Here is a 26,787-nt window from a genome sequence, read left to right as displayed (position 1 = left end):
GTGGCTCTTCACAGAGTTATCCACACTTTGTGGTGTTTTGATCTGAATAAGGTCGAAGTGGGCACAGAGCGAATTAATCAAAGACTGGGTAATGTGTGTTGACGCCATTTCCTAAAGTGATTACAATTCGGCCTCTTTTTTGTCCTTACCTCTGGCCTGTTGATTAGCTTTAAGCTAAAGGCGATAGAGATAAGGTAACGTTAACCTATAAAGACGGATTGCCAAATCATGAGTAAACGTACTTTTCAACCAAGCAACCTGAAGCGCAAGCGTTCTCACGGCTTCCGCGCTCGCATGGCTACTGCCAACGGCCGTAAGGTGCTGGCTCGTCGCCGCGCCAAAGGTCGTGCACGCCTGTCTGCCTAATCGGAGCATAGCTTCAGGTGACTGGCTACACCTTTTCGCGGGAGTTACGTCTGTTAACTCCCGCGCAATTCAAATCTGTATTTTCCAACCCTATCAAAGCCTCTTCTGCTGAAATAACTTTGCTTGCCATTCCGAATTCGGAGAACCATCCGCGCTTGGGTTTGACTGTTGCAAAGAAACACGTTCGACGTGCTAACCAACGTAACCGGGTAAAACGCCTGGTCCGCGAAAGTTTCCGTTTGAATCAGCATGAGTTGCCGCCGATTGACATTGTTGTACTGGTCAGAGGTGGTGTTTTGGCTATGGAAAATGCCGAGCTCAACAAGTTGATAGAAAAGCTATGGCGAAAACTCTCTCGCCGCTACAATGGCTGACGACCGCGGTTATCCGCGGCTATCAAATTTTCATCAGTCCCCTCCTGGGACCTCGATGTCGTTTCACTCCGACATGCTCCAATTATGCTATTGAAGCCATCCGAATTCACGGAACTGTGAAAGGTAGTTGGTTTGCCATCAAACGCATATTAAAATGTCACCCTTTACATCCCGGCGGTAGTGATCCCGTCCCCCCTAAAAACGACAGGTGTAATAAATAAGGTTATGGAATCTCAACGCAATATATTGCTGATCGGTCTGCTGTTTGTCAGCTTTCTGCTGTGGCAACAGTGGCAGGCAGATAAAGCGCCACAAGCTCAGGCTCAGACCAATGTGGCCACTCAAACTGTTCAACACAGTACCGATGTTCCTGAATCGGACGCATCAGTACCGGCAACGGTAGCTGTCTCAAAGGACCTTATCACGGTTAAAACCGACCAGCTGGATGTGAAAATCAGTCCTGTAGGTGGTGACATCGTTTATGCAGCTCTGCTGTCTCATAAGCTGGAACTGGGCAAAGATGAGCCTTTCGTTCTGCTTGAGCAAACCCCTGGTTTCACTTATATCGCCCAAAGTGGTCTGATTGGTGCCAATGGTATCGACTCTGTTGACGGTCGTGCTCACTTCACCGCAGCCAAGACTGAGTATGTAATGACAGGCGACACGCTGGACGTGCCACTGACTTACACAGCTGAGAATGGCGCAACCTTCACCAAAATCTTCTCTTTCCGTAAGGGCGAGTTCGATATTGGTGTTGATTACCGTATTCACAACACTTCTGCTGAACCGCTAAAAATGCAGATGTATGGTCAAATCAAGCAGACCGTGCGTGCAAGTGACTCCAGCATGATGATGCCAACTTATCGCGGTGGTGCTTTCTCTACTGAAAAAGAACGCTACGAAAAGTATGACTTTGAAGAGATGGCCAAAGCCAACCTGAAAGAAGAAACTCAGGGCGGTTGGGTTGCCATGTTGCAACACTACTTTGTGTCAGCCTGGGTACCTCAGGCGAATGAGCAAAACATTCTGTTTACCCGTGAAAGCAATGGTGTAGCCAACATTGGCTTCCGTACGCCTGTATTCACTGTTGCTCCAGGTGCCACTGACAATGTTGCAGCTAAGTTCTACGTTGGTCCTAAAGATCAGGCAGCTCTATCTGCACTGTCTCCAACTCTGAACCTGGTAGTGGACTACGGCTTCCTGTGGTGGTTGGCTGTACCTATCTACAAGCTGCTGATGTTCTTCCAGAGCATTGTTGGCAACTGGGGTGTGGCGATTATCCTGATCACCCTGACTGTACGTGGTGCTCTGTACCCGCTGACCAAAGCTCAGTACACCTCCATGGCCAAGATGCGTAACCTGCAACCTAAGCTGCAGGAGATGAAAGAGCGTTATGGTGATGACCGTCAGAAGATGGGTCAGGCCATGATGGAGCTGTACAAGAAAGAGAAAGTTAACCCTATGGGTGGCTGTCTGCCTATCTTGCTGCAGATGCCAATCTTCATCGCTCTGTACTGGGTACTGCTGGAATCTGTTGAACTGCGCCACGCGCCGTTTATGCTGTGGATTAATGACCTGTCGGTACAGGATCCATACTATGTACTGCCTATTCTGATGGGTGTGTCCATGTATGTGATGCAGAAAATGCAGCCTATGGCTCCAACCATGGACCCTATGCAGGTGAAGATGATGCAGTGGATGCCAGTGGTATTTACCGTATTCTTCCTGTGGTTCCCCGCCGGTCTGGTTCTGTACTGGTTGGTAGGTAACCTGGTTGCCATTATCCAGCAGAAGATTATTTATGCCCAGCTGGAGAAAAAAGGCTTAAAATAAGCCTCCAGGCTAAAGCTTGAACACAAGGCGGCCCCAATGGCCGCCTTTTCTTTTAGTAGGGTCTGTTCACCTTTGAAGATGGTTTTTGCAGCTTTTTGTCGTTGTTTTATACAAAGCAACGCGATTGAGGTGTAGTTGCTCTACATAAATGAGCGTTAATGCAGTAGAAAGCGACGACAAACGCTGCCCGAAGGGCTCGGCTATACGCGCTTTACTCTTTGTTGCAAGGTATTTGCTTAGGCCCACTAGGCGACACACCTTGCGTCGCGATTAAAGCGCGTCTAGAGCGAGCAAAACTCAACCATTAAAGGTCAACAGACCCTTAGCAATACAGGTAATTGAGCGTGACAACAGAGACTATCGTGGCACAGGCTACCGCTCCCGGACGCGGCGGTGTCGGTATTATTCGTATCTCAGGCCCAAAGGCGACGGACGCCGCTGAGGCACTGTTGGGTCATCTGCCCAAACCTCGTTACGCTGATTACTGCGACTTTAAAGCCGCCGACGGTACCGTGCTGGATCAGGGCATAGCCCTGTACTTCAAAGGCCCCAACTCCTTTACCGGCGAAGATGTACTGGAACTTCAGGGACACGGTGGTCAAATCGTACTGGATATGCTGATTAAGCGGGTATTGGAAGTCACCGGTATCCGTATCGCCCGCCCGGGAGAGTTCAGTGAACAGGCCTTTATGAATGACAAGCTGGATCTGACTCAGGCGGAAGCGATTGCCGATCTGATTGACGCCACCAGCGAGCAGGCAGCCAAAAGCGCGCTACAATCCCTGCAGGGCGAGTTCTCCAAAGAGGTCCATGAACTGGTTGATCAGGTCACCAACCTGCGTCTGTATGTAGAAGCCGCCATCGACTTCCCGGATGAAGAGGTGGATTTCCTGTCTGACGGTAAGATTGCCGCCGCCCTGTATCGCATTATCGACAAGCTGGATGAAGTGCAGGCCAGTGCCAAACAGGGGTCAATTATTCGCGAAGGGATGAAAGTGGTTATCGCCGGTCGTCCCAATGCTGGTAAATCCAGTCTGCTGAATGCTCTGGCAGGTAAAGAGTCAGCCATCGTGACTGAAATCGCCGGCACCACCCGTGACGTGCTGCGTGAGCATATTCATCTGGATGGCATGCCACTGCATATTATCGATACTGCGGGCCTGCGTGATACCGAAGACACTGTTGAGCAAATTGGTATTGAGCGCGCCTGGAGCGAAATTAATTCTGCTGATCGGGTATTGTTTATGGTGGATGGCACTACCACAGAAGCCATAGATCCCCATGATATCTGGCCTGATTTTATTGATCGCCTGCCAGCCAACCTGGGCGTGACAGTGGTGCGTAACAAGGCAGATCTGACAGGTGAGCCACTGGAGACCACCGAAGAACAGGGCTACAGTGTTTACCGCATTTCAGCTAAAACAGGTCTGGGAGTCGAGAGTCTCAAACAGCACCTGAAATCCCTCATGGGTTATCAGAGTAATCTGGAGGGTGGCTTTATTGCCCGTCGTCGCCATCTGGAAGCGCTTGAACTGGCTGCCGACCACCTGCAAATCGGTAAGGAGCAACTTGAAGTGTTCCAGGCTGGAGAACTGCTGGCTGAAGAGCTGCGTATGACTCAACAAGCGCTGTCTGAGATTACCGGCACCTTCACCTCAGATGATCTGCTGGGCAAAATCTTCAGCTCCTTCTGTATCGGTAAGTAACCCTTATAAAAATCGGGGCCATATCATCGGAATATGGCCTGATTATCATGCTTTCGGCTGGATTTCCCCGCCACTTCCCAAATTTTCCACCAGGTTCAGTTAAATATTCAAAAAATACCCGAGCAGTCTACTAAGCTATTTAGACAGTGTTAAAGGGAGTGTGAGTAATGAACCTAAGGCAATTGAATATCCGCCAGAAGCAGTTATTGGTGGAAGTGACTTCAGTATTGATTCTGATTGCGGTCTCAGTTTATGCGGTACTGGACAAACGTTCCATGGCGTATGAAGAACGTCGGAATCAGTTGTCGGCGCAAATAGACACAGTCTACAAACTGGTCGAGAAATATGCCCAGGAAGACGGTGAACAGGCTCAACAAAAAGCCCTGCAAACCCTCTCTGAGCTCAGGTTCAGTGGTGAAAACTACTTCTGGGTGTTATCAAAAGATACCCGGATGTTGATGCACCCTGAGCAAACAAACTTAAACGGCACTCTGGTCTCTGGCCAGAAAGATATCGAAGGCAATGCCCTGTTTCTGGACATGACCAATGTCGCCCGTAATCAGGGCAAAGGCTTTGTAGAGTACTACTGGGAAAAGAGTAATGGCGATTCCTCCCACAAACTCTCCTATGTCACCAGCTTTCCTCAATGGGATTGGGTTATCGGTACCGGCACTCTACTGCAGGACATTGATAATGCCTTCTATCAGGATGCTTTTATCTCTCTTATAGAAACCATTATCGCAGCCACAGTCCTCTTGCTTATCAGTAACGCCATTGGACGCAGTATCACTAAACCGGTCAACGAGATGAGTGAGAAGCTGAATAAGGTTTCCCAGGGCGATCTCACGGTAAGGTTCGACGATAAGGGAAAGGACGAAATCGCTTCCCTGAGTGCAACCCTGAACAGCACTCTGTCAGCGCTGCAGTCAGCGGTCGGATCAGCAAAACAATCTTCTAACCAATCCAATGAGTTGGCCAGTCAGATTTCCACTATCAGTAATAACACTGCTCAGGATGCTCAAAACCAGTTAACACAATTGGATCAGGTGGTATCCGCCATGAATCAGATGAGCTCTACGATCAACAATATTGCTGAGAATGCCGAAACCACCAGTACCAGCACTAACGAAGCGGCCAGTCACGCCACACAGTGCCGGTCGGAAATGGATAGAACCCAACAGAAAATGGAAGATCTGGTGCATAAGGTGACCAGTACCAATGAGCAGGTAGGCGAACTGCAAAGTGGTGTATCCGGCATTCAGGATGTGGTTAACATCATTCAATCTATCTCTGAACAAACCAATCTGTTGGCGCTGAACGCCGCCATTGAAGCCGCACGCGCTGGCGAACAGGGCAGAGGGTTTGCCGTAGTTGCAGATGAAGTTCGTACTTTGGCCAGTCGCACTCAGGAATCCACCACAGAGATCAGTGAAACCATTAACCGTCTGATCGGCGCTTCCCAGAGCACAACCCAGGCGATGACCTCTTGTCAAAATCAGGCCGCCGAGAGCGCAGAGGCTACCAGCAGAATTCAAAAACTGCTGGCAGAAATGGCGGCTCAGTTGGTACAGGCCAATGAGAACGTTGCTCAAATCGCAACTGCTGCGGAAGAGCAAGGAGTGGTCGCGGGAGAGATTAACCAGAATGTGGATACTGTCCATGCTAGTGCCACCAGCCTGAATAACACCGCATCTACCTTGGCCAACCAGAGTAAACAACTGGCGAGCAGCTCCACCGAACTGCAACAGCAGATGGGCCAGTTCCAGGCCTGAATTCGGTCATCAAAAATAAAAACGGCCACTTGTTGTGGCCGTTTTTTATTTCAGTTATTGGCTGATACTCAGCAGTTGTGTTGCCAACATATCCACCAGCAACTTCACTTTGAGGGACTGATGTCGGTTATGGGGATACAGAGCCCAAATCCCCTCTTTCGGCTCCTGATAAGCCTGTAGCAAAGGAATCAAACGACCATCCGCTATCGCTGCATCCACGTAATATCCAGGTAGCTGGACAATCCCCAGCCCTCTTATAGCTGCTTCAACCAGCACACTGCCACTGCCACAGTTCAGGGTACCTTTAACCCGTAATCCCCTTTGTTTGCCCTCCTCCATGAAACGCCAGTGGCTGTTATTACCCACCAGGCAATTGTGTTGTGCCAGTTCATTAGGCGTATGGGGCGCACCGTGGCGACTGAGATATTCAGGAGATGCACATACATGCAAAGTTCGGTTGGTCAGCAGCCGGGCCATCATAGAAGAGTCTTTAAGATGGCCAAGGCGGATAGCCAAATCATAGCCGCCATGAACCAGATCCAGAGGCTGGTTGGTCAATTCGCAGATGATCTCCACTTCCGGATACTGCTGCATATAATCCAGTACCACAGGCATCACATATTGATCACCAAAAATCACCGGTGCCGTCATCTTAAGAATGCCCTGGGGTGACATATGTAAATTAGAGATGGCCCGCTCAGCATCTTCCAGCCCATCCAGCACCTGACGACAGTGCTGATAGAAGATACGTCCCTCTTCAGTAAGTGAGATTTTTCGGGTTGTTCGGTACAGCAATTTCGTATTCAGGCGGTTCTCCAACTCATTAACCTGCCTGCTTACCTGAGCTGTAGATATTCCCAACTGTTTGGCTGCAGAGGTAAAACTTCCAGCGTCCACTACATAAACAAACTCAGTGACACCTTCCCACTTCATCATTGTTGCTACCGGGTAAAAGTTATTTGCGTTCTAAGTAGATTATCTCTTCGCAAATGCTAATTACAATGTCTGTTCTGCTTATTGCGTCCACCAAATGATTGGTGTGTCTATGCAATCACTTTCTGGAGTTTCTATGTCAGCCCAATTTATCAAATCCAAAGCCGCCATTGCTTGGGGCCCAGGCCAACCTCTGTCAGTAGAAGAGGTTGATGTAATGCTGCCAAAAGCCGGGGAAGTACTGGTTCGAATCGTTGCTACCGGTGTTTGTCATACCGATGCCTTCACACTGTCAGGCGATGACCCTGAGGGTGTATTTCCTGCCATTCTCGGCCATGAAGGCGGCGGTATTGTAGAGATGGTAGGTGAAGGTGTAACCAGTGTTGCCGTTGGTGACCATGTTATTCCGCTTTATACCCCTGAATGTGGTGAGTGTAAGTTCTGTAAGTCAGGTAAAACCAACCTGTGTCAGAAGATCCGTGAAACCCAGGGTAAGGGCTTGATGCCGGATGGTACTTCCCGCTTCTACAAAGATGGTGAACCTATCTTCCACTACATGGGTTGCTCCACTTTCTCTGAATACACAGTCCTGCCTGAGATCTCTCTGGCCAAGGTTAACCCTGAAGCACCACTTGAAGAGGTGTGTTTGTTGGGTTGTGGTGTCACCACAGGTATGGGTGCCGTGCTGAAAACCGCCAAAGTACAGCCTGGTGATACCGTTGCTATTTTCGGTCTGGGTGGCATTGGTCTGTCAGCCATTATCGGTGCCACCATGGCAGGTGCCAGCCGTATTATCGGCGTGGATATCAACGAGTCCAAATTTGAATTGGCCAGAAAGTTGGGTGCTACAGATCTGATCAACCCAAGCAAGTTTGACAAGCCAATCCAGGAAGTGATCGTTGAGATGACTGATGGTGGCGTGGACTTCTCTTTCGAATGCATCGGTAATGTCAACGTGATGCGCAGCGCCCTTGAGTGTTGTCATAAGGGTTGGGGTGAGTCAGTGATCATTGGTGTTGCTGGTGCAGGCCAGGAGATCTCTACCCGTCCATTCCAACTGGTAACCGGACGTGTATGGCGTGGCAGTGCTTTCGGTGGTGTTAAGGGACGTTCAGAACTGCCTGAAATCGTTGACCGTTACATGGCGGGCGAATTCAAGCTGGATGACTTTATTACCCACACTATGGGCCTGGAAGGTATTAACGAATCATTTGAACTCATGCACAAGGGTGAAAGCATCCGTACCGTGATTCATATGGATAAGTAACAGAGTAGGCCGGGAGATTTGCATGTCGTTATTTCTGGTAAGTGCCAATAAGAGCTTCGATGGCTGGCATAAACAGTACACCCACGAATCAAAAGTACTGAACTGTAGCATGAGGTTCGCAATCTACCTGCCTCCTCAGGCTGCCAGTCATAAGGTTCCGGTGCTTTACTGGCTGTCAGGCCTGACCTGCACAGATGAAAACTTTATGCAGAAAGCCGGAGCACAGAGACTGGCCGCCAAATTGGGTATCGCTATCGTTGCACCGGACACCAGTCCAAGGGGAGAAGGTGTGGCTGATGATCCCAATGGTGAATATGACCTGGGCCTGGGAGCAGGATTTTATGTGAACGCCACACAGGCGCCCTGGAATCGCCATTATCGCATGTATGACTATGTGGTAAATGAACTGCCGGCAATTGTGGAAACTCACTTTCCAGTGTCTGATCTGCGCAGTATTGCAGGACACTCCATGGGTGGCCACGGCGCGCTGACAATAGCGCTGCGTGAACCGGAGCGCTACTGTTCGGCATCAGCTTTCAGTCCTATCTGTAACCCGGTTAACGCGCCATGGGGACAGAAGGCATTCAGTCACTATCTGGGTGAAGACAGAGGTCTGTGGCGTCAATATGATGCCGTTGAACTGATGAAAGAAAGCAGATTACCTATGCCTGTTCTGGTTGATCAGGGACTGGAAGATAACTTCCTCTCAGAACAACTCAAGACAGAAAATCTGGCAAAGGTGGCCGCCGACACCAAGTATCCGGTCACTATCCGTATGCAGCCCGGCTATGACCACAGCTATTACTTTATCGCCAGCTTTATTGAGGACCACCTGAGATTCCACGCCCGGCATCTCAGCGAGCAATAACGAAAAAGGCCTGACATTGTCAGGCCTTTTTTATTACAGCGACTTTTTATTCAGCTTTTCCAGCTCAGCTTCCAGGCTTTCCATCGCCTTTTGAGCCCTGAACTCTTCATACAATGCAGCTTCAGAGGTTGGGTCCAGCTGACGTCCGGAAGCCTGAACCAGATTGTCGAAAGTCTCCTTGGTGTTTTCCATCACCACCAACGCACACAGTTGTTTTTGATTGTCCAGCCTGGCAAATGCCACCTTGGTTGCCTTGGCTCCGGCCAGACTCTGTTCTGCCACTTGCTTGCTCACCTGTTCGAAACTGCCACCTGAATTACTCTGACCATCAGCCTGAGTTTTGCGGCTATAGAGCTTATCCATTACGCTGGATTTCACTTTGATCTGTTGAGTCAAATCAGCCCTGGCAGCAGCGATAGCCTGAGCGCGATCTACCGTCATATTGCCTGACCATGCGACGCAGGAAGAAGATGCCAATCCCCTTTCTGACACTGGCATCAACACCCAATCCGGGATGGCATCATTCTCAGCCAGTGGCTCAGATTGAGTTTTTGAAGTGCTATTACAACCTGCCAATCCAAATATTGCTGCCAACAAGAGTATCTTTTTCATCTAAATAATCCCTTTAATTATCTTTTTTCCATAGTTAAAAATAGCTTTTAAGATTGTCTGCAGAAGCCTGCTGCCAGTGCTCATCCAGCTCCAGATATTGTGAATAGCAGTAGGTGCGGCGACAGGGCTCTAGCAGGCCGAGAGCCAACTCAAACTCTCCGGCATCCTGCAGAAATTCAGCCCCTTTGAATCGACTGACATCCAGCAAAAACTCTGGTTCCAGTAAGTGCTGTTTCAGTTGTTCCACACCTTTGGTACCTCCGGCAGATATGGCTATCAATATCAGGCTGTCGTTGTATGTCGCCTCCTGATCCAGAGTAAATTTAAGCAGTGGCCGCAACAGCTCATGCCGTTTTGCAGACAGTGCAGACCAAGCTTGTGCCATCGCCAAACCTGCCAGATTCTGCGCTTCGGGTGCTAATGCAACCTGTCCTGTGCAGTAAATCCAATCCTGCTGCCGCTCAAGTTGAAAAGAGCTCACATCCGCCTGGAAATACCCGGGCTGCTCAGGCAAGGTCAATCCGGTCAGGGTTTGCAGCGCCTGATGATTCTTTTTCTTGTGGGGCAACAGCAAGGCCCTGCGACAAGCACCAAGCAAAACTGAATCCGACACATGAATTTTGCTGGACACCCTAGCTATGTCAGCTGACGCTTCATATTGAAATGATGCGCTCTGCTCACGGATCGCAGACTCAGGGTTGAATGCAGCCGCCAGACTCTGACTAAGCAGCAACAGGATCTGCAGATTCAATTACAGCCCCTCTTCCTGGGACACTTTGCCAGATGCACCTTTAGGGTTGGCAGCATTATCATTGGCGCCACCGACAGCCAGGATTGATCTACCACTGGACTTACCTGACATAGGCTGACCTTTACCCGCCATCTGCTTGGCGGCCTTTCTGGCTTCTGCCTCCAAACTGGGAGCATAAACAGCAACTGTGTACTGCCAGTAACCATCTTCACTTGTAAAGTTCTTACTGTTAACTCCAGCTGGCAGTTTGCCCTTGGTCAACGTGGAGTACTCATCTGATGTTTTCAGGGTATTGATAAATATCTGCCGCTCCTCTTCCAATACCTCTACCCGCTGAGGGTCCTGCAAATAGGGGTCTGTGTAACGGAGCTGCTCTGTCGACTCCATCTGCTTCTCATCAAAACTACCCTGCCAATAAACAGATTCCCCCTGCAGGGTCGCCAACAATGCAGATCTGGCACGAGTTTGGGACTGGCTCTTGGCCGCCCCTTTTAGCTTTTTCTGCACCGCACTATTTTTATTCTGGCGTATGATGGCGCTGCCAAATCCCAGCACCACAGTTTCACCTGTTTCGGCATGGGTCAGCACCTTGGCACCAACGGGCGGTAACACTCCCTGTTTGATATCTTTTACCACCTGAGAAAAAATTGAATTGGGGTCGGTAGTGACCGCCAGACACCCCATATTGCGGCGTATCTGCGCACGGGTTTTCGGAGTGGAAATCAAGCTGACTCTGACCTCTTTGGAATCAGGGTCGTCATAAACATCAAAGGTCACGAAGCCCGCCAATGACCCGGACACAGACTCCTTACAGCCCTCGCTGAAGTTCGTCGAGGTATTGGCCACGCCCTCTACGCCAGTATCAATTACATCCATGCTGACTGAGGCCAGATTGGCACAGGCAAGCTCAACCCCTTTCATATTCTCCACCAGCTGTTTCTTGGCAATCAGATAAGCCTGGTTATAGGCTCCTCGCTTCGACAGCAAGGTGGCATTGAGATTGTCATAGCTGGTGTAACTGGCACTTCCCATAGACAGAATGCCAGTACCACTACCTACCTGAATCATCTTGATTCCATCACCATCATCTTCCATGAGCAGCTGGTGGGCGGTTTGCACCGCCGCATTATCATCAGCCGCAGCGACAGCATCCCCTTTCACCATCACATCGCTGGATTGAACTTTGTCACCGGGTCTGGCGGGCAACAGATCGGTTAAATCAAAATCTTCCGCAGCCACGGGAAATGCCAGTGACGTGCACAGTGCCAGTAAGCGAAATTTCATAGTGTTAATCCTTTAACGATAGAAAAGAATGTAATCGTCCCTGATCTCAATTTCCGGGAGAGGCCCAGTCGCAGCTGCCAGCAACATATGATGCACCTGACTGGCAAGGTCACTTGAGGAGCCTGAATACCTCATATTAGCCACGACTTCCGCATCTCCCAACTGCACACTGGCACCTTTTACACCAGCCAGAGCATTCAACAGCCCCTGCAATTGTTGGGGCTGTGACAGGATATCCCTGGGAATTCTCAGCTGCCGCATAATGCCTCCCTGCGCCACAACCCGCTCAAATGCGCTTTGCAACGCGGCCGCAAGGGACTCCAAATTGGCTTCAGAGGAGAGATGTGCCTGGGTGAGCCTGGACTCAACCCCATGCTTATTGGGCAGTGTCATCAGGTGAGGTTCATTTTCCCAGCGACCATAGATATTGCCGGTATAGTCCCTCAGATGCAGTGAGATATGCAGGCTGACATTATTGCCATGTGGAATCAGTTCGGAGCGGGTTTCCAGTACCAATGGGGCCCTGTCAGAGACCTCTATACCCTGCCCGGTGAGCCAGGTTCCAATCTCCTCTTTCAACCGTCCATCAGCGACAAGTGCAATACGGGGAGAACCAACGCTGGACAGAAGATCCTGAATACCGGCAGCCAGAGGCGTTTTATCCACGACAGCCATAATGGTGACTCTGACGCCATTGTTGGACAGAGGTTCTGAAGCCAACAACTGCCATTCGGAGATAATGCCGGATGTACGACTTTGCAATTGCTGACCAACCATCTCGTTTAAGCTATTGGACTCCCGCTCATCCTGAATGCTCATCGCCAACATAGATGAATGGCTGCGTTGCTGGTTAAGCCAGACTCCGGCAACTTGGGAAACGGCGCGGGCAAAAGCATCCTGCTCAGCATTCTGCATCGCAGACCTACCTCTGGCTGGCCAACCTTCCCCCATCACAGTGACTGTCGCAGTGGGAGACTCATCATCCCAGACAAGCTCGCCGTCACTGGCATGTTCCAGTGCCATATAAACGGGCACACAGGTCTCTCCCCCCTGAATACGGGGAGACCCGATACTCAAAGGAATGGCGCCGGCACTCAATCCCTGCAACAACACCTGTCGTTCACTGCGATAAAACTCTCTGTCGGCCTCACTCAGGTATTCAGCTCCCGACACCTGCTCCAGCACTTTGGCCCCCCGTACAAACTCTGCCAGTTCAGCTGCAGCCATATCCCTGGCTCCGGCAATAGCGACCTGACCGCGTCCATAGGCGCAGGCTTCAACTTCAAGTTGCCCCTGACTGTTTACCACCACCCCGGCCATTGCAGACAAAGGCAGGCATAATGCCACTGCCCACCAGGGTTTCATGTACGGTTCTCCAGGAAGTCTGCAGGCGTGCCAACAGATACGGCGAAGATCTTGACCCCATTACCGGGACGGTAGATACCGGCCTCCGCTTTGGCCTTGATGGCGTCTGCAATATCTGTATCTTTCCAGCGAACTATTTCACCTGTGGCATGATTCTTTGAAGGCATCACATGGGCAACCCCCAAAGGCTCCACAAAGCCAGCTTCATAGCTGAATACAATCATGGTTTCATTGGGCATAACCCCGGCATTCTGTCCCCGATCCAGGCTGAGCTTATTCCCCTTAATCCCCAGCACCTGAGTCGTTGCTGGCATCTCGCTAAGCATGCGGGTCAGCAAAATATCTATACCCCGTGAGGCCATATCATTGATAACCGCGTTCACATGGGCTGAATCGAAGTACCTGAAACCACTTACATAGCGGTTACTGGCCATCACAAATTTAAGTTCACTGCGGTCACGCACGTCTTCAGATTTCACGCGGATTTTGCCCAGATTGGGATGTGACATTTTCTCCCGGGTAAAAGGGTTCAGCACTGCAGTGGTCAACTCCAGGGTGTAATCCATCCAACCTGTAATGCTGCCTTCATTTTTAACCGTACGCAGAGAATCCAGTTTCACCAGATAATCAGGTTTAAGCACCTGCTGTTTGCGACGCTGATCTATCACATAGCCTGCTCCCTGTTGCGCTGAGGCAATCGTATTCTCAATAGCAATGAGATCATCATCCTGAGTCACAATGCGGAATCGATTAATACCGGCAAACTGGTTCTCCAGCATCAGCAGCAGATCTTTATCTTCATAGGCGCGCAGGGCATTCACCCCCTGACCTTCGCCCCCCACCTCTGCACCATCGAAGTACATCCGCACTATTGGCTTTTTCAAAGGGCAATCCGGATGTTCATTGCCTGGCTCAAAGGTACAAAGATCCAGTCCCTGAGTATCGAAATAGGCGGGCATGCGGATATCATCATCTGAGAAGTCATAAGCACTTTTGGCCACAATGGCACTGGAAGCCCGATTACTGACTTTAGCTTTATTGGTTTGTGATGCTGGCTTTGTACTTTGACAACCTGCCAGCACAGCTATTGCCAGCAGAGAACAAGAAAAAGATTTGAGTTTATTCATAGTGTGTCACTTCCTGTGTTCCACTCAGAGGGAGGTTGCTTCAGTTGCTCTATGATGGCATTCAGAGCTTGCTCTTTTGCCTGAGCCTGACTGAATGCCACACCATCGGCACTGAGGCTCTGACGGTGAACAACGGTAAAAGGAGATTGGGGATATTGATAACTGAGCTGTAAATCAGCTCTGGCGACAACTCGCCCGGCCTGTTTGGCGGTTCGCCATTTGAGCTCAGGCCTCAACCAAAGCCTGGTTTCGGCATTGGCCGAGGCTGTAAAACCGGTCGCAAGATAGGAGTAAATTTGCTGATGCTGCTTTGAGCCAATGACTTCGACACTAACCCGGGATTTGGCTGCCAGAATCTCCTCACTGAGCGCTTTATGCCTCAGTTCCTGCGCCTCATTGGGATAACCCAAGCCACGCATGGCTGCCAGATAATTTCGGCCAAGGGGAATCAACCCCATCTGCTTAACTGCTGCAACAAAGCCTTTGACAGGATCGCCTGACATTTGGGAGTAACTGTCCAACAAGGCCTCTACCTGATCGGCCAGGGTTATCGCCATTGCCGATTTGTCGACAGCCAACATCACAGCAACTTGCTGCTCCTGTTGAGCCGAATTGATCTCCTGTACACCAAAGAGTTCGAAAGGCAGGGAGCTAAGGCGGGTTTGCTGACGGAACTCCTGCCGGCTTTGATCTCCGGATTTGGCCAGTAACTGACTTTGCTCTGTCTCTACCCTGACACTGAGTTGAGTGACTATCTCCGCCATTGCCAGCTCTTTGGCTTCAACCCGGGTTTGCCCTATACCCACACCAACAAGCTGTTGCTCATTTTGTGCAGGCTGCAACACCCAGTCTGGCCAGGCGAAGGCTTTACCACTTATCAGCAGTAATGCCAGCAACCAGATAAACTTCATTATCTTCTGGCTTCCAGTTCCAATTGCAATGCTTCAACAGCCTTGATGGTGTCCAATTCCAGGTCGATCAATTCATTGGCTTCATAGGCCAGTTCCAGCCGATCTTTGGCTGCCAATAATGCCAAACCCATGTGAGTATGCTCAGTTTCTTTATCTTCATCGGCCTGATCGTCGGAACCGAAGATTGAAGATGTCAGCATATTTACGCCGTAATCTGCAGCTTTGATACTGATAGCATCGGTAACGGCTTCGCCATTCTGAGCCAGAATGGCCGCAGATATACCAAGTTGTACGGTGAGCTCAACAGCCAATTCCACATTTTCTTCAAATATCTGCTCACTGGCAGCGCGATATACCTGGATTTTGGGGCCAATTTTCTCTTCATCATTCAAAGCACCGGCATCGAATTCAACAATGGCCTGTTCCAGCGCCAGTGGCTCAAGGTCTTTATTGGCATAGAGAAACGCCTGCACATCTCTGTGGTTGGTAGATTGTGCCTGATACATTTCAATGACACTTCTCTGTCTTTCCAGAATTGAAGAAGCCGAATGCAGCAGTTGGTCTACACCTGGGACATGGGCGACTTTGGCATAACCCACCTCATCCATTCTGGATATCAGATCAGTCGCAGCAGCAGCGCGATCCATGGTTGCCGCATTTTCAGATGTGGACATACAACCACTTGAAAGCGTGGCAGCCAGAATACAGACAGCAATATACTTTTTCACAGAAGTCTTCCTTAACAGTTTCAAAACTTAATTAAGGCATAGCTAATAAACACATTTTAAGTGAATAATAACTTTACCTATATATCCCTATTGAAAAAGAAAATTAGTACAAAAATATATTCATCCATATACAGAGAAAGTATGAAATGGTTTATAGATTGCTGACTCAGGGTTATACCTCTTGATTTTAAAACAACGAAATTTTATAAACCTGAATTAAAATAAGCATAACGTATTAATGGATTGATAAAGCTATGCCTACGGTAAAGAAGTTTCTTGCTGGTGTGATAACAGGTGATGTTAATCATGATGAAGCAAATGATGCCAACACCAGTATCTTTAAAAAAATAATGTCAGGAATACTGTTTGTAGTCTTTTTACTTATAGGGCTAGGTAACTGGTCTGACAGTAAGCAACTTATCCTGGAGGTTTATCAGGGTGTTATAGCAAACTTCACTCATAAGGTTGAAGAAAGCACCCTAAGTAAACTGGACATAGGTAACTACCTGGCTTTTGCAGAGAGGCAGGTGGGCATGCCTCAGGTCATCAAGACCTCAGACATAGACAGTGATATAGAGTACAGATACTACAAAGACAATAAGTACCTGCTCACTATAATCAGCAAAAAGGAACGGGTATCAGGTATAGTCGTTCATAGTCTTGAACATAATAAAGACTATCTTTCAGACTTTACTCCATTAATACCCTTTACAAATACTCAACTAAAAGTCGATTCGATTGAAAAGGCTATTGGTCATCAAAATGACTTCTTTTTTGATAATCATAACATTGCTTACTTTATGAAGAGTAAGCAGCTGGGCGCCAGTGGTATGCACTTATATCTGTCTGTAGGCTATACGGGATATCAGTCTCAACAAGCAGCAAACAAGGAATTACTTAACCAATTAGATAATGCGTTAGTTGTAGATGATAACGAAAAGTTTGAGCCAATAATAAACAGACTAACACAAACTACCGCATCATTTTATTCAATATCTGAACTTGAACCTCACTTCACCGCTGATGCCCTGCTTACCAAATATGAGTTTAATGCTTACTTTTAAGGATGAGAGATGCGCATTATTTTAATTATATTGATAACAGCTTTATCAAATCAGGTAACCGCTTCTGACTCATTTGAAGAGTTCAAAAAACAGTACCAGAGTCAAAAACAGCAGTTTCTTGATGTCAGGCAAACTGAGTATCAAAAATTCAGAAAGTCTTATCTCGATGAGTACGATAAGTTCCGGGCCAGCCTGTTGAAAAACTGGGCCATCCCGGTGCAGAGCTCAACGGAGGCAGAGGTGATCTATACAGATGACCAACAGACCCGCTTAATCCTCAACGAAGCAGATCAAACCCTGACCATTGAGACTCTGAGTGATAATTCCGGCGCCGCACTCACAGCCGCCAGGCTGGTGGAAGACAGACTGGCGGCGGATCTTATGGGACAAATAGACCTGTCGTCAGATGTACTACAGCAACAATTGGCCACTCAGATACCTGAAATTACTCCCCAGTCTATCGAAGATTCACGTCAACAACTGGTTCAGCAGATTAGCGAACAATCAGAGAAGATGATGAGTGCCGTGGATGCCAACGCCAGATTGAGTGAAGAACAAAAACGGCAACGTCTGGCTGAGGTCAAACAGGAAACCCAGGCCCGGGTGGAAGTATTGGATCAACAGCTGCAAACCGCCAGAAAAGACCCCAGATACAAAAATATTCGTTCCTACCAGGTAAAGTTACCGGGCAATTATCTGTACCGAAAAATCTCACCTTTCATAGGTCACTATCAACAGGCAGCAGAAGAATCCAACAATGACCTGGCATTACTGTTGGCAATCTCCCATGCCGAATCATCTTTTAATCCCAAAGCCAAATCCCATATACCGGCATTTGGCCTGATGCAGATTGTTCCCAACTCTGCCGGTCTGGATGTGGCAACCAAGATATTGAAGAAGGAGCAGGCTCCTTCAGCATCAGAGCTTTATCAGCCGGAAACCAACATACTGTACGGCTCCAGCTACCTCTCTATTCTGTCTGAGCGCTATTTGAAAAAAATCGAAGATCCTGTCAGCAGAAAATATTGCACTATCGCGGCATACAATACAGGTGCTGGTAACGTTGCCCGGGCATTCAATGCCGACAGAAGTCGCAACATTGGCAAAGCGGTCCCACTGATCAATAGCATGAGCAGTGATGAGGTTTACATCAGGCTGATCAGCAACCTGCCCTATGATGAAACCAAAAAGTATCTGAAAAAGGTCAAAAAGCTAAACGATCAGTATCTGACAGAGCTGGAAAGTATGAAACTCTGACTGCAGTAAACTTCCTGCAAAAGCAGAAAAGCCCGGTCGTTTCCGGGCTTTGTTGTGCCCTGGCGCGCTATTTAATATCAACTACCCGGCTGGCTTTGCGATACTGAATCCTCCATCCCTGCCATCTGGGGAGTTCCCAGCGTTTGGGGTCGGTCTTGCGTGCGCCGTCCTGATAAGTCATTTCAATCTTTTTTGCCCGGACATCATATTCAACTCTGAGCTTCAATTCAGGCAACACCAGGGCTCTGGGATACAGTTCATCAAACTTCTGTCGACACCAGTCCGGGATACACTCAAATTCCAGATCTTCCCATTCAAGCAAACCAAGGTCGTCCAATTCGACAACGCCAAGATCCTGAAGCTTGTTTACCAGGTAAGTTTCAAGATCAGATGCAGGCAATGTATCACCCTGTTGATCAGGCATGCCCGCCAACAGTTCGCTCCTCGTGGCACTGGGTAAAGCCAGCCAGATAGCGCTGGCCTGGAGATCATCTGCCAGCTTTTCCGCCAGCCCTGGCATCACCTCTCCTTTTATAATGGCCTGTGCTGCCGCTTTAACAGCCAGAGCACCCGATACCCGCGCATAGTAGCTGGCGATAACCCGTCCGCCATAGATACGCTCCATCAGGCAGCCTTTATCAGGATGAGGTTGCTCCTGTGCCACACGCTCACTGCCAAGCTCAATCCCGGCTATCAACCTCCAGCTGACAGGCACCATACAGGTACCCATATTCAGGGTTTGTCTGACACCTCTGCCTGGCAGTGAGAACTGATCCAACACAACTGCGGCTTCAGGATAAACCTTACGGTTGTCATCCAGCACCGCAAAGCGGCCTTCCCGACTCACCTGAACCTCATTACGACCATTTCCATAGGCGTTATCGCGGGTTTGACGCTGCACATAGGTCAATTCCGGCAGGGCTTTTATCACCTGACAGAGCCAGGTCTGTCTGGCTTTTTCATCAGGGATCCCTGTTTCCATCGGTGGCAGGTTAACAACCGTGCGGATCTGATTGGCCAGCTGACGGATCTCCCGGCGCAACTGAAGATCAATATTGAGAAATTCAGGCAGTGATTGGCGAAGCAATTTGATCATCGCCATAGCGTCGCACCCCAGAGGTTCCCATACTGCCAACTCTCTGAGGCCATCCACTGATGACGGTGTCTGCCACAACCTTCTGCCCAGGCTCATGGCAGCGCACAGGTCCACCATAATGCCTTTGCTGACATCATCTTCCATAGCACTGATAAGGTGAGCAAATTGAGTATCAATAGGCAGTGGAAACAGGGCCCGGCCGTGCTCGGTAATCTTTCCACCAGCATCTATGGCAGCAATTGTCTCAAGTCTGCTGCTCGCTTCAGCCAGCGCTTTTTCTTTCAGCTCATCAACAAACTCAAGTTGCTGCAGCGGTTTACCGCAGGCAGCTGCGGCCAACATAGGTTCGGTCAACTCTTCCCGTAGCAGTTCAGCTGGCGTTCTTGCTTCCAGTGGCGCATGTTGCCCCCACAACCGAATGCATATTCCCTCTCTGACACGACCGGCCCGACCCAGACGTTGATCAGCTGAGTCCCGGGAAATCCGGGCCAGAGACAGCACTGTTCTGCCATTTCGCTGGTGGGTTCTGCGCTCCAGACCTGAGTCGATCACCACAGTGACACCAGGAATAGTCAGCGAGGTTTCTGCAACATTGGTCGCCAGGATCACTCTGGGGCCCTGGCCGCTGGCCAGTACCTGCCGCTGGGTATCTATATCTGAGCCACCATGGAGCTGCATACAGGTCAGTGGCAGATCACCGAGTAGCTGCGCACATTTGCAGATCTCCCCCTTACCCGGCAGAAACACCAAAATATCCCCATCCAGGTCTGGGATCACAGACTCTACCGCGCTGCGCACCCTCAGTGGCAAGTCTCTGGCATCAGGCAGTTGCTGACTGTCGTTGGCCAAATAGCGAAGTTCCACATGGAACCTTTTACCCTGGGTCTGCAATAAATAGGTACTGTGGCCCAGGTATTGCGCCAATCGTTCACCATCTATCGTGGCTGATGTCAGCAATAACCTGTGCTGGCTCTGGCGCCTTAGCAGCGCCAACAAAAGATCTGTGTCCCAGCGCCGTTCATGAAACTCATCAATGATCACCAGATCAAAATCTTCCAATCCGTTCTCAGCGAACCAGTTTAGCGCGATTCCGGGAGTCACAAATGCCAGTTGAGTGTCCTGGGTAACCTGATTTTCAAACCTGATGGCATAGCCGACATTCAGCCCGTGTTGGTGACATATCTCATCACTGCCAAGAAAGTCAGCCAATGCCACACAGGCCACCCGCCGGGGTTCAACCACCAGCACACGACGATTGCCACCATCAGCCGCCCATAAAGGTAATCGGGTAGATTTCCCTGAACCTGTATCTGATTGAATCACCATATGGTGTTCTTCTATCTGAGTTTCAAACTCAGCTTTGATGGCATCTATAGGTAGATGAAAATCGGAAGTCATTGATTTAAATAAACAGCCAGGATATCGCCAAAGTGTACCCCGACTCAGGCTCAGGTGCATCCGCCCTCAGGGATAACCCCGACCTAAATTCCCCATTATGGATGGCGGGGCAGTTCGGCTAAGATGTTGGCCATTAATCCAGGTAACACAGGAAACAAAATGAGCACGTTTGAGATTTTAGTTGGCACCACTCTGGGTGGTAGTGAGTATGTTGCAGATGAACTTGAGGCCCAGCTGGAACAGGCAGGACATGAAACCAGAATTCATCTGTCACCGGATCTGGACCAGTTGGATCCAAAGGCTATTTGGCTGCTGGTATCTTCAACCCATGGGGCTGGAGATCTACCTGACAATATTCAACCTTTACTGGCACAGATCCAATCTCAAAAACCGGATCTGACAGAGGTGAAGTACGCTTTATGTGCAATCGGCGACTCAAGCTATGACACTTTTTGTCAGGGCCCTGAGCAGCTGGTGGAGCAGATGGAACAGCTTGGCGCCAAAGCCATTGTGAATAAGATCCAGATCGATGTTCAACAGAATCCTGTCCCTGAAGAGCCCGCCCTGTCTTGGTTATCTGATTGGCAAAACCAGGTGTGAGATCCTGTCATTCAGACTAAAGCCTCTATTGCACACAGAATAGATCATCCTTATCCACAGATTACGATCCAAAATAATAAATTTGTGGATAAGGTATTATTTAGATCTGATCTACCGTTGAACTAATTAACACCTCAACTGACCAAAGATCCACCCTGTGGATAACCACGCGATCTATCCCCACCTTATTTTGCGTTAGATCGCCCACAGATCACAGGATCAGAAATTCACTAACTATTGGTTTAAAAGGACTTTTAGCGTTTTGCACAGATCTTGTCGATCCTAATAGTAAACATAGTAAGAAGATCTATATAAAGATCTTAAGATCTATAAAGCCGATCCATGACGATCCGTTCAATCTAAATAGATCATTCACCTTGGCTCAGCCAGGTGGTAAAATATTCTGCTCTGTGAATTTCCTCTTATGTAATCGAAGGCAGTGTCATGCATTTTCATGAACGGTTTGATGTAATTGTTGTAGGTGGTGGTCATGCCGGAACTGAAGCCGCATTGGCCTCTGCTCGAATGGGTTGTAAAACCCTGCTGTTGACTCACAACGTAGATACGCTGGGACAAATGTCCTGTAATCCGGCTATTGGTGGGATCGGCAAAGGCCATCTGGTTAAAGAGATCGATGCTCTGGGTGGTGCTATGGCTACCGCAACAGACTTGTCAGGCATTCAGTTCCGTACTCTGAACTCATCCAAAGGTCCTGCTGTGCGCGCTACCCGTGCTCAGGCAGATCGCGCTCTGTATAAACAGGCGATCCTGACGATCCTGCAGAACCAGCCAAACCTGAAGATCTTCCAGCAAGCAGTTGATGATCTTGTGGTTGAAAATGGCAAGGTGATCGGTGCTATCACTCAGATGGGACTGGCATTTGAAGCTCCTGCAGTGGTCCTGACAACTGGTACTTTCCTGGGTGGCCGTATTCATATTGGTCTGGAAAACTATGGTGGCGGTCGCGCCGGTGATCAGCCTGCTATGGCACTGGCACAGCGTCTGCGTGAGCTGCCTATTCGTGTTGGTCGCCTGAAGACTGGTACTCCTCCACGTATCGATGCCAGAACCATTGATTTCTCTCAGATGATTGAGCAGAAAGGTGATGATCCCCTGCCGGTAATGTCTTTCATCGGTAATGTTAACCAGCATCCACAACAGATCTCCTGTTTTATCACCCATACCAATGAGCGCACTCACGATATTATTCGTGGTGGTTTGGACAGAAGTCCTATGTACTCAGGTGTGATTGAGGGAATTGGTCCACGTTACTGCCCAAGTATTGAAGACAAGATCCACCGTTTTGCCGATAAGAGTTCACACCAGATCTTTATCGAACCTGAAGGCCTGACAACCACAGAAATCTATCCAAATGGCATCTCCACCAGTCTGCCATTTGACGTACAGCTGAACCTGGTTCGCTCTATCAAAGGGATGGAAAACGCTGAGATCATCCGTCCGGGTTACGCGATCGAATATGATTACTTCGATCCAAGAGATCTGAAAAACTCTCTGGAAACCAAGACCATTGATGGCTTGTTCTTCGCTGGTCAGATCAACGGCACCACAGGTTATGAAGAAGCCGGTGCTCAGGGGCTGCTGGCCGGTACCAACGCGGCACTTCAGGTTCAGGGCAAAGAGTCCTGGGCTCCTCGCCGTGATGAAGCGTATCTGGGCGTACTGGTTGATGATCTGTCGACTCTGGGTACCAAAGAGCCCTACCGTATGTTCACCAGCCGCGCCGAATACCGTCTGCTGCTGCGTGAAGACAATGCCGATCTGCGTTTGACCGAAAAAGGTCGTGAATTGGGTCTGATTGATGATCACCGTTGGGCGAAGTTCAATGAGAAGCGGGATTCCATTGAACAGGAACTTCAGCGCTTGCGTAGTCAGTGGGTACATGTGAATTCACCTTTGGTTGAGCATCTGAATCCACATCTGAATACACCAATTTCCCGCGAAGCTTCATTTGAAGATCTGTTGCGTCGTCCGGAAATGGATTACCAGAAACTGGTTGGCATTGAAGGTTTTGGTCCAGGCCTGGAAGATCCTTATGCTGCTGAGCAGGTTCAAATCCAGGTGAAATACGCGGGCTATATCCAGCGTCAGCAGGATGAGATCAACAAACATCAGCGCAATGAGAATACCCGTTTGCCGATGGATCTTGATTATGCTGAAGTTCCTGGACTGTCCAACGAAGTGACTGCCAAGCTGAACTCTCACAAGCCAGAGACCATAGGTCAGGCTTCCCGGATTTCAGGCGTTACGCCAGCTGCCATCTCCATTTTGCTGGTGCATTTGAAAAAGCGTGGTCTGCTGCGTAAAAGCGCCTGAGCTGTAGACTGCAGCTGATACCTTACAAGGGAAGCGATACGCTTCCCTTTGTTTATCTCCAGATACATAATATTTGTCGCGATTTTTAAAGGGGACTCCCTGTGCTAGCAGCTCAACTCGATGCTTATCTGGCCGAAGCCAATATCCAGGCCACGGACAAGCAAAAACAGCAACTTCTGGACTTTGTTGCCCTGCTTAACAAATGGAATAAAGCCTATAACCTGACCTCAGTGCGGGATCCAGAGCAGATGCTGGTTCGCCACATTTTGGATTCTCTGGTGGTATCGCCTCATCTTCAGGGCGATCGATTTATTGATGTTGGCACCGGACCTGGCTTGCCTGGGATCCCATTGGCGATTTTGAACCCGGATAAAACCTTTGTGTTATTGGACAGCCTTGGAAAGCGTATCCGCTTTCAGAAACAGGTACAGTTTGAGCTGGGTCTGGACAACATAGTGCCAACTGAAAGCCGGGTTGAAGCCTATCAGCCGGAGCAGGGATTTGATGGTGTATTGAGCCGGGCTTTTGCCTCCGTCGACGATATGCTCAACTGGTGTCACCATTTGCCAGCTGAAAATGGAGTATTCTATGCTCTCAAAGGTCAGTTGGCGGATGACGAGATGGCCAGTATACCCGCCGGCTTTGAATTAAAAGACACAATCGCTTTGCAGGTTCCCGCGCTGGATGAACAGCGGCATCTGCTGAAAATAGTGAAAGAATAATAACTTGTTTGCCAAACAAGCCTGTACAAGTTGCAATCTGTGCACACATCAAGCAACTTGTACCCAAGGGACTATTCGGGCAAGCAATGACTGACAGGGTGACATTGTGGGTAAGGTAATTGCCGTAGCCAACCAGAAGGGAGGCGTCGGAAAAACAACTACATGTGTAAATTTGGCCGCATCATTGGCGGCGACCAAGCGCAAGGTATTGCTGATTGATCTGGATCCTCAGGGCAACGCGACCATGGGCAGTGGCGTCGACAAATATGAAGTTGAAAACACAGCTTATGAGTTGTTGGTTGAGGAAAAACCTTTCGATGACGTAGTCATCCGCAACACTTCAGGCAAATATGATCTGATCGCCGGTAATGGCGATGTGACCGCTGCCGAAATCAAACTGATGGAATTTTTCGCCCGGGAAGTCCGCCTGCGCAATGCACTGGCGGCCGTAAGGGACGAGTATGATTTTATCTTTATCGACTGCCCGCCTTCACTGAACATGCTGACTGTGAACGCCATGTCTGCAGCTGACTCAGTTTTGGTACCCATGCAGTGCGAATACTACGCACTGGAGGGGCTGACAGCCCTGCTTGATACCATAGGCAAGCTGGCTGCCATGGTTAATCCGACGCTGGCGATCGAAGGGATTCTGCGCACCATGTACGATCCCCGTAACCGCCTGGCCAACGATGTTTCCGAACAGCTCAAGCAGCACTTTGGCGACAAGGTATACCGCACTGTTATCCCCCGCAATATTCGTCTTGCTGAAGCACCAAGCTTTGGTGCGCCTGCCATGTATTACGACAAGTCCAGCGCTGGAGCCAAGGCCTACCTGGCGCTTGCCGGGGAAATTATTCGTCGTTCAGAGCAGCAACAGCAGGCAATGCAGGCTTAAGGAATAATCATGACAATGAAAAAACGTGGACTGGGTAAGGGCCTGGATGCTCTGCTGAGTACCAGTCATGCGGCCAGCAAGAAGCTGGAAACCCAGACTCAGGCCGATGTGAAGCCTGGGTCGGATGAAAACGGTGAGCTACGACAGTTGGATCTGGATCTTTTGCGTCCGGGGAAATACCAGCCCCGTAAAGATATGTCTCCAGAGGCACTGGAAGAGCTGGCTGAATCTATTCGGGTGCAGGGGATTATCCAGCCTATCGTGGTACGCCCTGTATCGGCCACTGAATTTGAAATCATTGCCGGTGAGCGTCGCTGGCGTGCTTCTCAGCTGGCGGGGCTGGATAAGGTGCCATGTCTGATAAAAGACGTGCCTGATGAGTCTGCTGTGGCCATAGCGCTGATTGAAAACATCCAGCGTGAAGATCTTAACGCCATGGAAGAGGCTATCGCCCTGAACCGTTTAATCGAAGAGTTTGAACTGACTCACCAACAGGTGGCTGCAGCTGTGGGAAAATCCCGTACCACGGTCACTAACCTATTGCGTTTGAACAGTCTCAATGAACCGGTGAAACGCATGTTGGAAAATGGCGATATCGATATGGGACACGCTCGTGCGTTGCTCGGAATCGACGGTGATCAGCAAACTGAGCTGGCAAGATTGGTCGCTTCTAAAGAACTTACAGTTCGTGATACCGAACGATTAGTGAATAAGACACTAAATCCTGCTGAAGTCGCCGAAAAAACAGTTAAAGATCCCGATGTAAGCCGTTTGGAGACCCAGTTAATTGAGCGACTGGGTGCTAAAGTTTCCATCAATCATAACCAAAAAGGTCGTGGAAAAGTCGTAATTAACTTCCAAAATCTCGCTGAACTGGACGGAATTCTTAGCAAAATTCATTAAATTTCATAGGTTAAAACACCTTTATGTAATTTTGTGACCTTTGTTAAGGTTGGATTTTCTAAAGTTTGGCGCTCCATCACGTTTAAAGTGCCGTTTTTACTTATGTCGAAGTTGCATCTAAGGCTTGAAACGGTATACTTTCGCAAGCTTTTTGTACCTTGACTTTGACCGTATTTTCGACATCCGGTCATCTAAACCAATAAACAAAAGGCAAATTGCGGAGATGAGAAGTTGAGTAAGATTTTGGCGCGTCGTGGCCGGTGGTCAGCATACAAATTGGTGTTGATGCAGGCGGCGGTAGCCGGGGGGGCTTCGGTTCTCTTCTTCGTGCTTTGGGGAGTACAGCATGGTCTTTCTGCTTTAGCCGGGATGGTTATTGCAGTGCTTCCCAATTTCGTGTTCGCCACCCTCGCTTTTTCCCATATGGGAGCAAGTCAATCAGGGAAGGTTATAAAGACTTTCTACTGGGGGGAGGCGATTAAGTTGCTGTTAACAATAGCATTGTTTTGTATTGTGTTCGCGGGCTTCAAGGTAGATTTCGCGCCTTTGTTTACCACCTACACTTTGGCCTTAGCAGTGCATTGGATAGCACCTTTCCTTTTCAACAAAAAAACGGGATGA

At 49.2% G+C, this 26,787-nt stretch carries 25 protein-coding genes; 16 read left to right on the top strand and 9 right to left on the bottom strand.

Annotated elements, in window-relative coordinates:
- Positions 1 to 228 precede the first annotated feature (228 nt).
- From rpmH to L2725_RS21400, 6 genes are all read left to right on the top strand, one after another.
- Entirely contained in the window at positions 229 to 366 is a 138-nt protein-coding gene (rpmH, locus tag L2725_RS21430) for a 50S ribosomal protein L34 (protein WP_011758135.1), read from the top strand.
- Between the two features lie 17 nt (positions 367 to 383).
- Complete coding sequence (rnpA, locus tag L2725_RS21425) at positions 384 to 740, top strand: ribonuclease P protein component (protein WP_115138925.1); 357 nt, start codon at positions 384 to 386, stop codon at positions 738 to 740.
- Complete coding sequence (gene yidD / locus L2725_RS21420; protein ID WP_115138924.1) at positions 707 to 961, top strand: membrane protein insertion efficiency factor YidD; 255 nt, start codon at positions 707 to 709, stop codon at positions 959 to 961. The genes rnpA and yidD overlap by 34 nt, the downstream gene beginning before the upstream one ends.
- 4 nt (positions 962 to 965) lie before the next feature.
- The gene (yidC, locus tag L2725_RS21415) at positions 966 to 2,573 is read left to right on the top strand and encodes a membrane protein insertase YidC (RefSeq protein ID WP_249250851.1); all 1,608 of its coding nucleotides are present in this window, start codon (positions 966 to 968) and stop codon (positions 2,571 to 2,573) included.
- Between the two features lie 344 nt (positions 2,574 to 2,917).
- Positions 2,918 to 4,279, top strand: coding sequence for a tRNA uridine-5-carboxymethylaminomethyl(34) synthesis GTPase MnmE (mnmE, locus tag L2725_RS21405; RefSeq protein ID WP_249250849.1), 1,362 nt, complete (start codon positions 2,918 to 2,920; stop codon positions 4,277 to 4,279).
- A gap of 167 nt (positions 4,280 to 4,446) precedes the next feature.
- Positions 4,447 to 6,051 (top strand): methyl-accepting chemotaxis protein, encoded by a 1,605-nt coding sequence (locus L2725_RS21400; protein ID WP_249250847.1) that lies wholly within the window; start codon positions 4,447 to 4,449, stop codon positions 6,049 to 6,051.
- 54 nt (positions 6,052 to 6,105) lie between these two features.
- On the opposite strand, the gene L2725_RS21395 is transcribed toward L2725_RS21400, so the two are convergent.
- A complete protein-coding gene (locus tag L2725_RS21395) occupies positions 6,106 to 6,987 on the bottom strand; it encodes a LysR family transcriptional regulator (RefSeq protein ID WP_249250846.1) in 882 nt (293 codons plus the stop codon).
- 133 nt (positions 6,988 to 7,120) lie between these two features.
- On the opposite strand from L2725_RS21395, the gene L2725_RS21390 reads away from it, so the two are divergent.
- Together L2725_RS21390 and fghA are read left to right on the top strand one after the other, a co-directional pair.
- Positions 7,121 to 8,251 (top strand): S-(hydroxymethyl)glutathione dehydrogenase/class III alcohol dehydrogenase, encoded by a 1,131-nt coding sequence (locus L2725_RS21390; protein ID WP_115138919.1) that lies wholly within the window; start codon positions 7,121 to 7,123, stop codon positions 8,249 to 8,251.
- 22 nt (positions 8,252 to 8,273) lie between these two features.
- Positions 8,274 to 9,119 carry an S-formylglutathione hydrolase gene (gene fghA / locus L2725_RS21385; RefSeq protein WP_249250845.1) on the top strand — a complete coding sequence of 282 codons (846 nt, stop codon included), beginning with the start codon at positions 8,274 to 8,276 and terminating at the stop codon, positions 9,117 to 9,119.
- A 33-nt stretch (positions 9,120 to 9,152) separates the two neighbouring features.
- Here fghA and L2725_RS21380 read toward each other — a convergent pair whose 3' ends face one another.
- Genes L2725_RS21380 through L2725_RS21350 form a run of 7 tightly spaced genes read right to left on the bottom strand, consistent with a single transcriptional unit; the run spans position 9,153 to position 15,897 of the window.
- The gene (locus L2725_RS21380; RefSeq protein ID WP_249250844.1) at positions 9,153 to 9,731 is read right to left on the bottom strand and encodes a hypothetical protein; all 579 of its coding nucleotides are present in this window, start codon (positions 9,729 to 9,731) and stop codon (positions 9,153 to 9,155) included.
- 34 nt (positions 9,732 to 9,765) lie between these two features.
- Positions 9,766 to 10,482 carry a hypothetical protein gene (locus L2725_RS21375; RefSeq protein ID WP_249250843.1) on the bottom strand — a complete coding sequence of 239 codons (717 nt, stop codon included), beginning with the start codon at positions 10,480 to 10,482 and terminating at the stop codon, positions 9,766 to 9,768.
- Positions 10,483 to 11,766 carry a hypothetical protein gene (locus L2725_RS21370; protein ID WP_249250842.1) on the bottom strand — a complete coding sequence of 428 codons (1,284 nt, stop codon included), beginning with the start codon at positions 11,764 to 11,766 and terminating at the stop codon, positions 10,483 to 10,485. It abuts the gene before it with no gap.
- 12 nt (positions 11,767 to 11,778) lie between these two features.
- Complete coding sequence (locus L2725_RS21365) at positions 11,779 to 13,131, bottom strand: hypothetical protein (protein WP_249250841.1); 1,353 nt, start codon at positions 13,129 to 13,131, stop codon at positions 11,779 to 11,781.
- The gene (locus L2725_RS21360) at positions 13,128 to 14,258 is read right to left on the bottom strand and encodes a hypothetical protein (protein WP_249250839.1); all 1,131 of its coding nucleotides are present in this window, start codon (positions 14,256 to 14,258) and stop codon (positions 13,128 to 13,130) included. The genes L2725_RS21365 and L2725_RS21360 overlap by 4 nt, the downstream gene beginning before the upstream one ends.
- Entirely contained in the window at positions 14,255 to 15,169 is a 915-nt protein-coding gene (locus tag L2725_RS21355; RefSeq protein ID WP_249250838.1) for an LPP20 family lipoprotein, read from the bottom strand. The genes L2725_RS21360 and L2725_RS21355 overlap by 4 nt, the downstream gene beginning before the upstream one ends.
- A complete protein-coding gene (locus tag L2725_RS21350) occupies positions 15,169 to 15,897 on the bottom strand; it encodes a hypothetical protein (protein WP_249250837.1) in 729 nt (242 codons plus the stop codon). The genes L2725_RS21355 and L2725_RS21350 overlap by 1 nt, the downstream gene beginning before the upstream one ends.
- Positions 15,898 to 16,151: 254 nt before the next feature.
- Here L2725_RS21350 and L2725_RS21345 point away from each other — a divergent pair, with 254 nt between their 5' ends.
- Positions 16,152 to 16,961, top strand: a complete 810-nt coding sequence (locus L2725_RS21345) for an ETEC_3214 domain-containing protein (protein ID WP_249250836.1) — start codon at positions 16,152 to 16,154, stop codon at positions 16,959 to 16,961.
- 9 nt (positions 16,962 to 16,970) lie between these two features.
- The gene (locus tag L2725_RS21340) at positions 16,971 to 18,218 is read left to right on the top strand and encodes a transglycosylase SLT domain-containing protein (protein WP_249250835.1); all 1,248 of its coding nucleotides are present in this window, start codon (positions 16,971 to 16,973) and stop codon (positions 18,216 to 18,218) included.
- A gap of 67 nt (positions 18,219 to 18,285) precedes the next feature.
- Here the strand turns inward: L2725_RS21340 and L2725_RS21335 are convergent, their stop codons facing one another.
- Positions 18,286 to 20,712, bottom strand: coding sequence for a helicase-related protein (locus tag L2725_RS21335; RefSeq protein WP_249250834.1), 2,427 nt, complete (start codon positions 20,710 to 20,712; stop codon positions 18,286 to 18,288).
- A gap of 159 nt (positions 20,713 to 20,871) precedes the next feature.
- Here L2725_RS21335 and mioC point away from each other — a divergent pair, with 159 nt between their 5' ends.
- The 6 genes from mioC (at position 20,872) to L2725_RS21305 (ending at position 26,787) form a co-directional block, all read left to right on the top strand.
- The gene (gene mioC, locus L2725_RS21330) at positions 20,872 to 21,312 is read left to right on the top strand and encodes an FMN-binding protein MioC (protein ID WP_249250833.1); all 441 of its coding nucleotides are present in this window, start codon (positions 20,872 to 20,874) and stop codon (positions 21,310 to 21,312) included.
- Between the two features lie 444 nt (positions 21,313 to 21,756).
- A complete protein-coding gene (mnmG, locus tag L2725_RS21325; protein ID WP_249250832.1) occupies positions 21,757 to 23,646 on the top strand; it encodes a tRNA uridine-5-carboxymethylaminomethyl(34) synthesis enzyme MnmG in 1,890 nt (629 codons plus the stop codon).
- Positions 23,647 to 23,747: 101 nt separating this feature from the next.
- Positions 23,748 to 24,368, top strand: a complete 621-nt coding sequence (gene rsmG, locus L2725_RS21320; RefSeq protein ID WP_249250831.1) for a 16S rRNA (guanine(527)-N(7))-methyltransferase RsmG — start codon at positions 23,748 to 23,750, stop codon at positions 24,366 to 24,368.
- A 106-nt stretch (positions 24,369 to 24,474) separates the two neighbouring features.
- A complete protein-coding gene (locus L2725_RS21315) occupies positions 24,475 to 25,263 on the top strand; it encodes an AAA family ATPase (protein ID WP_115138913.1) in 789 nt (262 codons plus the stop codon).
- Positions 25,264 to 25,272: 9 nt separating this feature from the next.
- The gene (locus L2725_RS21310; protein WP_115138912.1) at positions 25,273 to 26,166 is read left to right on the top strand and encodes a ParB/RepB/Spo0J family partition protein; all 894 of its coding nucleotides are present in this window, start codon (positions 25,273 to 25,275) and stop codon (positions 26,164 to 26,166) included.
- 231 nt (positions 26,167 to 26,397) lie between these two features.
- The gene (locus L2725_RS21305) at positions 26,398 to 26,787 is read left to right on the top strand and encodes an ATP synthase subunit I (protein ID WP_115138911.1); all 390 of its coding nucleotides are present in this window, start codon (positions 26,398 to 26,400) and stop codon (positions 26,785 to 26,787) included.

This window comes from Shewanella corallii, from assembly GCF_023349125.1.
In the GTDB taxonomy this organism is placed as follows: Bacteria; Pseudomonadota; Gammaproteobacteria; order Enterobacterales; family Shewanellaceae; genus Shewanella; species Shewanella corallii.
This window is presented reverse-complemented; position numbering and strand designations above follow the sequence as displayed.

Bases quoted from the DNA above. Each gene is read 5' to 3' on its own strand.
- rpmH (WP_011758135.1), top strand. From the start codon at position 229: ATGAGTAAACGTACTTTTCAACCAAGCAACCTGAAGCGCAAGCGTTCT.
- yidD (WP_115138924.1), top strand. From the start codon at position 707: ATGGCGAAAACTCTCTCGCCGCTACAATGGCTGACGACCGCGGTTATC.
- yidC (WP_249250851.1), top strand. From the start codon at position 966: ATGGAATCTCAACGCAATATATTGCTGATCGGTCTGCTGTTTGTCAGC.
- L2725_RS21400 (WP_249250847.1), top strand. From the start codon at position 4,447: ATGAACCTAAGGCAATTGAATATCCGCCAGAAGCAGTTATTGGTGGAA.
- L2725_RS21395 (WP_249250846.1), bottom strand. From the start codon at position 6,987: ATGATGAAGTGGGAAGGTGTCACTGAGTTTGTTTATGTAGTGGACGCT.
- L2725_RS21390 (WP_115138919.1), top strand. From the start codon at position 7,121: ATGTCAGCCCAATTTATCAAATCCAAAGCCGCCATTGCTTGGGGCCCA.
- fghA (WP_249250845.1), top strand. From the start codon at position 8,274: ATGTCGTTATTTCTGGTAAGTGCCAATAAGAGCTTCGATGGCTGGCAT.
- L2725_RS21380 (WP_249250844.1), bottom strand. From the start codon at position 9,731: ATGAAAAAGATACTCTTGTTGGCAGCAATATTTGGATTGGCAGGTTGT.
- L2725_RS21370 (WP_249250842.1), bottom strand. From the start codon at position 11,766: ATGAAATTTCGCTTACTGGCACTGTGCACGTCACTGGCATTTCCCGTG.
- L2725_RS21365 (WP_249250841.1), bottom strand. From the start codon at position 13,131: ATGAAACCCTGGTGGGCAGTGGCATTATGCCTGCCTTTGTCTGCAATG.
- L2725_RS21360 (WP_249250839.1), bottom strand. From the start codon at position 14,258: ATGAATAAACTCAAATCTTTTTCTTGTTCTCTGCTGGCAATAGCTGTG.
- L2725_RS21355 (WP_249250838.1), bottom strand. From the start codon at position 15,169: ATGAAGTTTATCTGGTTGCTGGCATTACTGCTGATAAGTGGTAAAGCC.
- L2725_RS21345 (WP_249250836.1), top strand. From the start codon at position 16,152: ATGCCTACGGTAAAGAAGTTTCTTGCTGGTGTGATAACAGGTGATGTT.
- L2725_RS21340 (WP_249250835.1), top strand. From the start codon at position 16,971: ATGCGCATTATTTTAATTATATTGATAACAGCTTTATCAAATCAGGTA.
- L2725_RS21335 (WP_249250834.1), bottom strand. From the start codon at position 20,712: ATGACTTCCGATTTTCATCTACCTATAGATGCCATCAAAGCTGAGTTT.
- mioC (WP_249250833.1), top strand. From the start codon at position 20,872: ATGAGCACGTTTGAGATTTTAGTTGGCACCACTCTGGGTGGTAGTGAG.
- mnmG (WP_249250832.1), top strand. From the start codon at position 21,757: ATGCATTTTCATGAACGGTTTGATGTAATTGTTGTAGGTGGTGGTCAT.
- L2725_RS21310 (WP_115138912.1), top strand. From the start codon at position 25,273: ATGACAATGAAAAAACGTGGACTGGGTAAGGGCCTGGATGCTCTGCTG.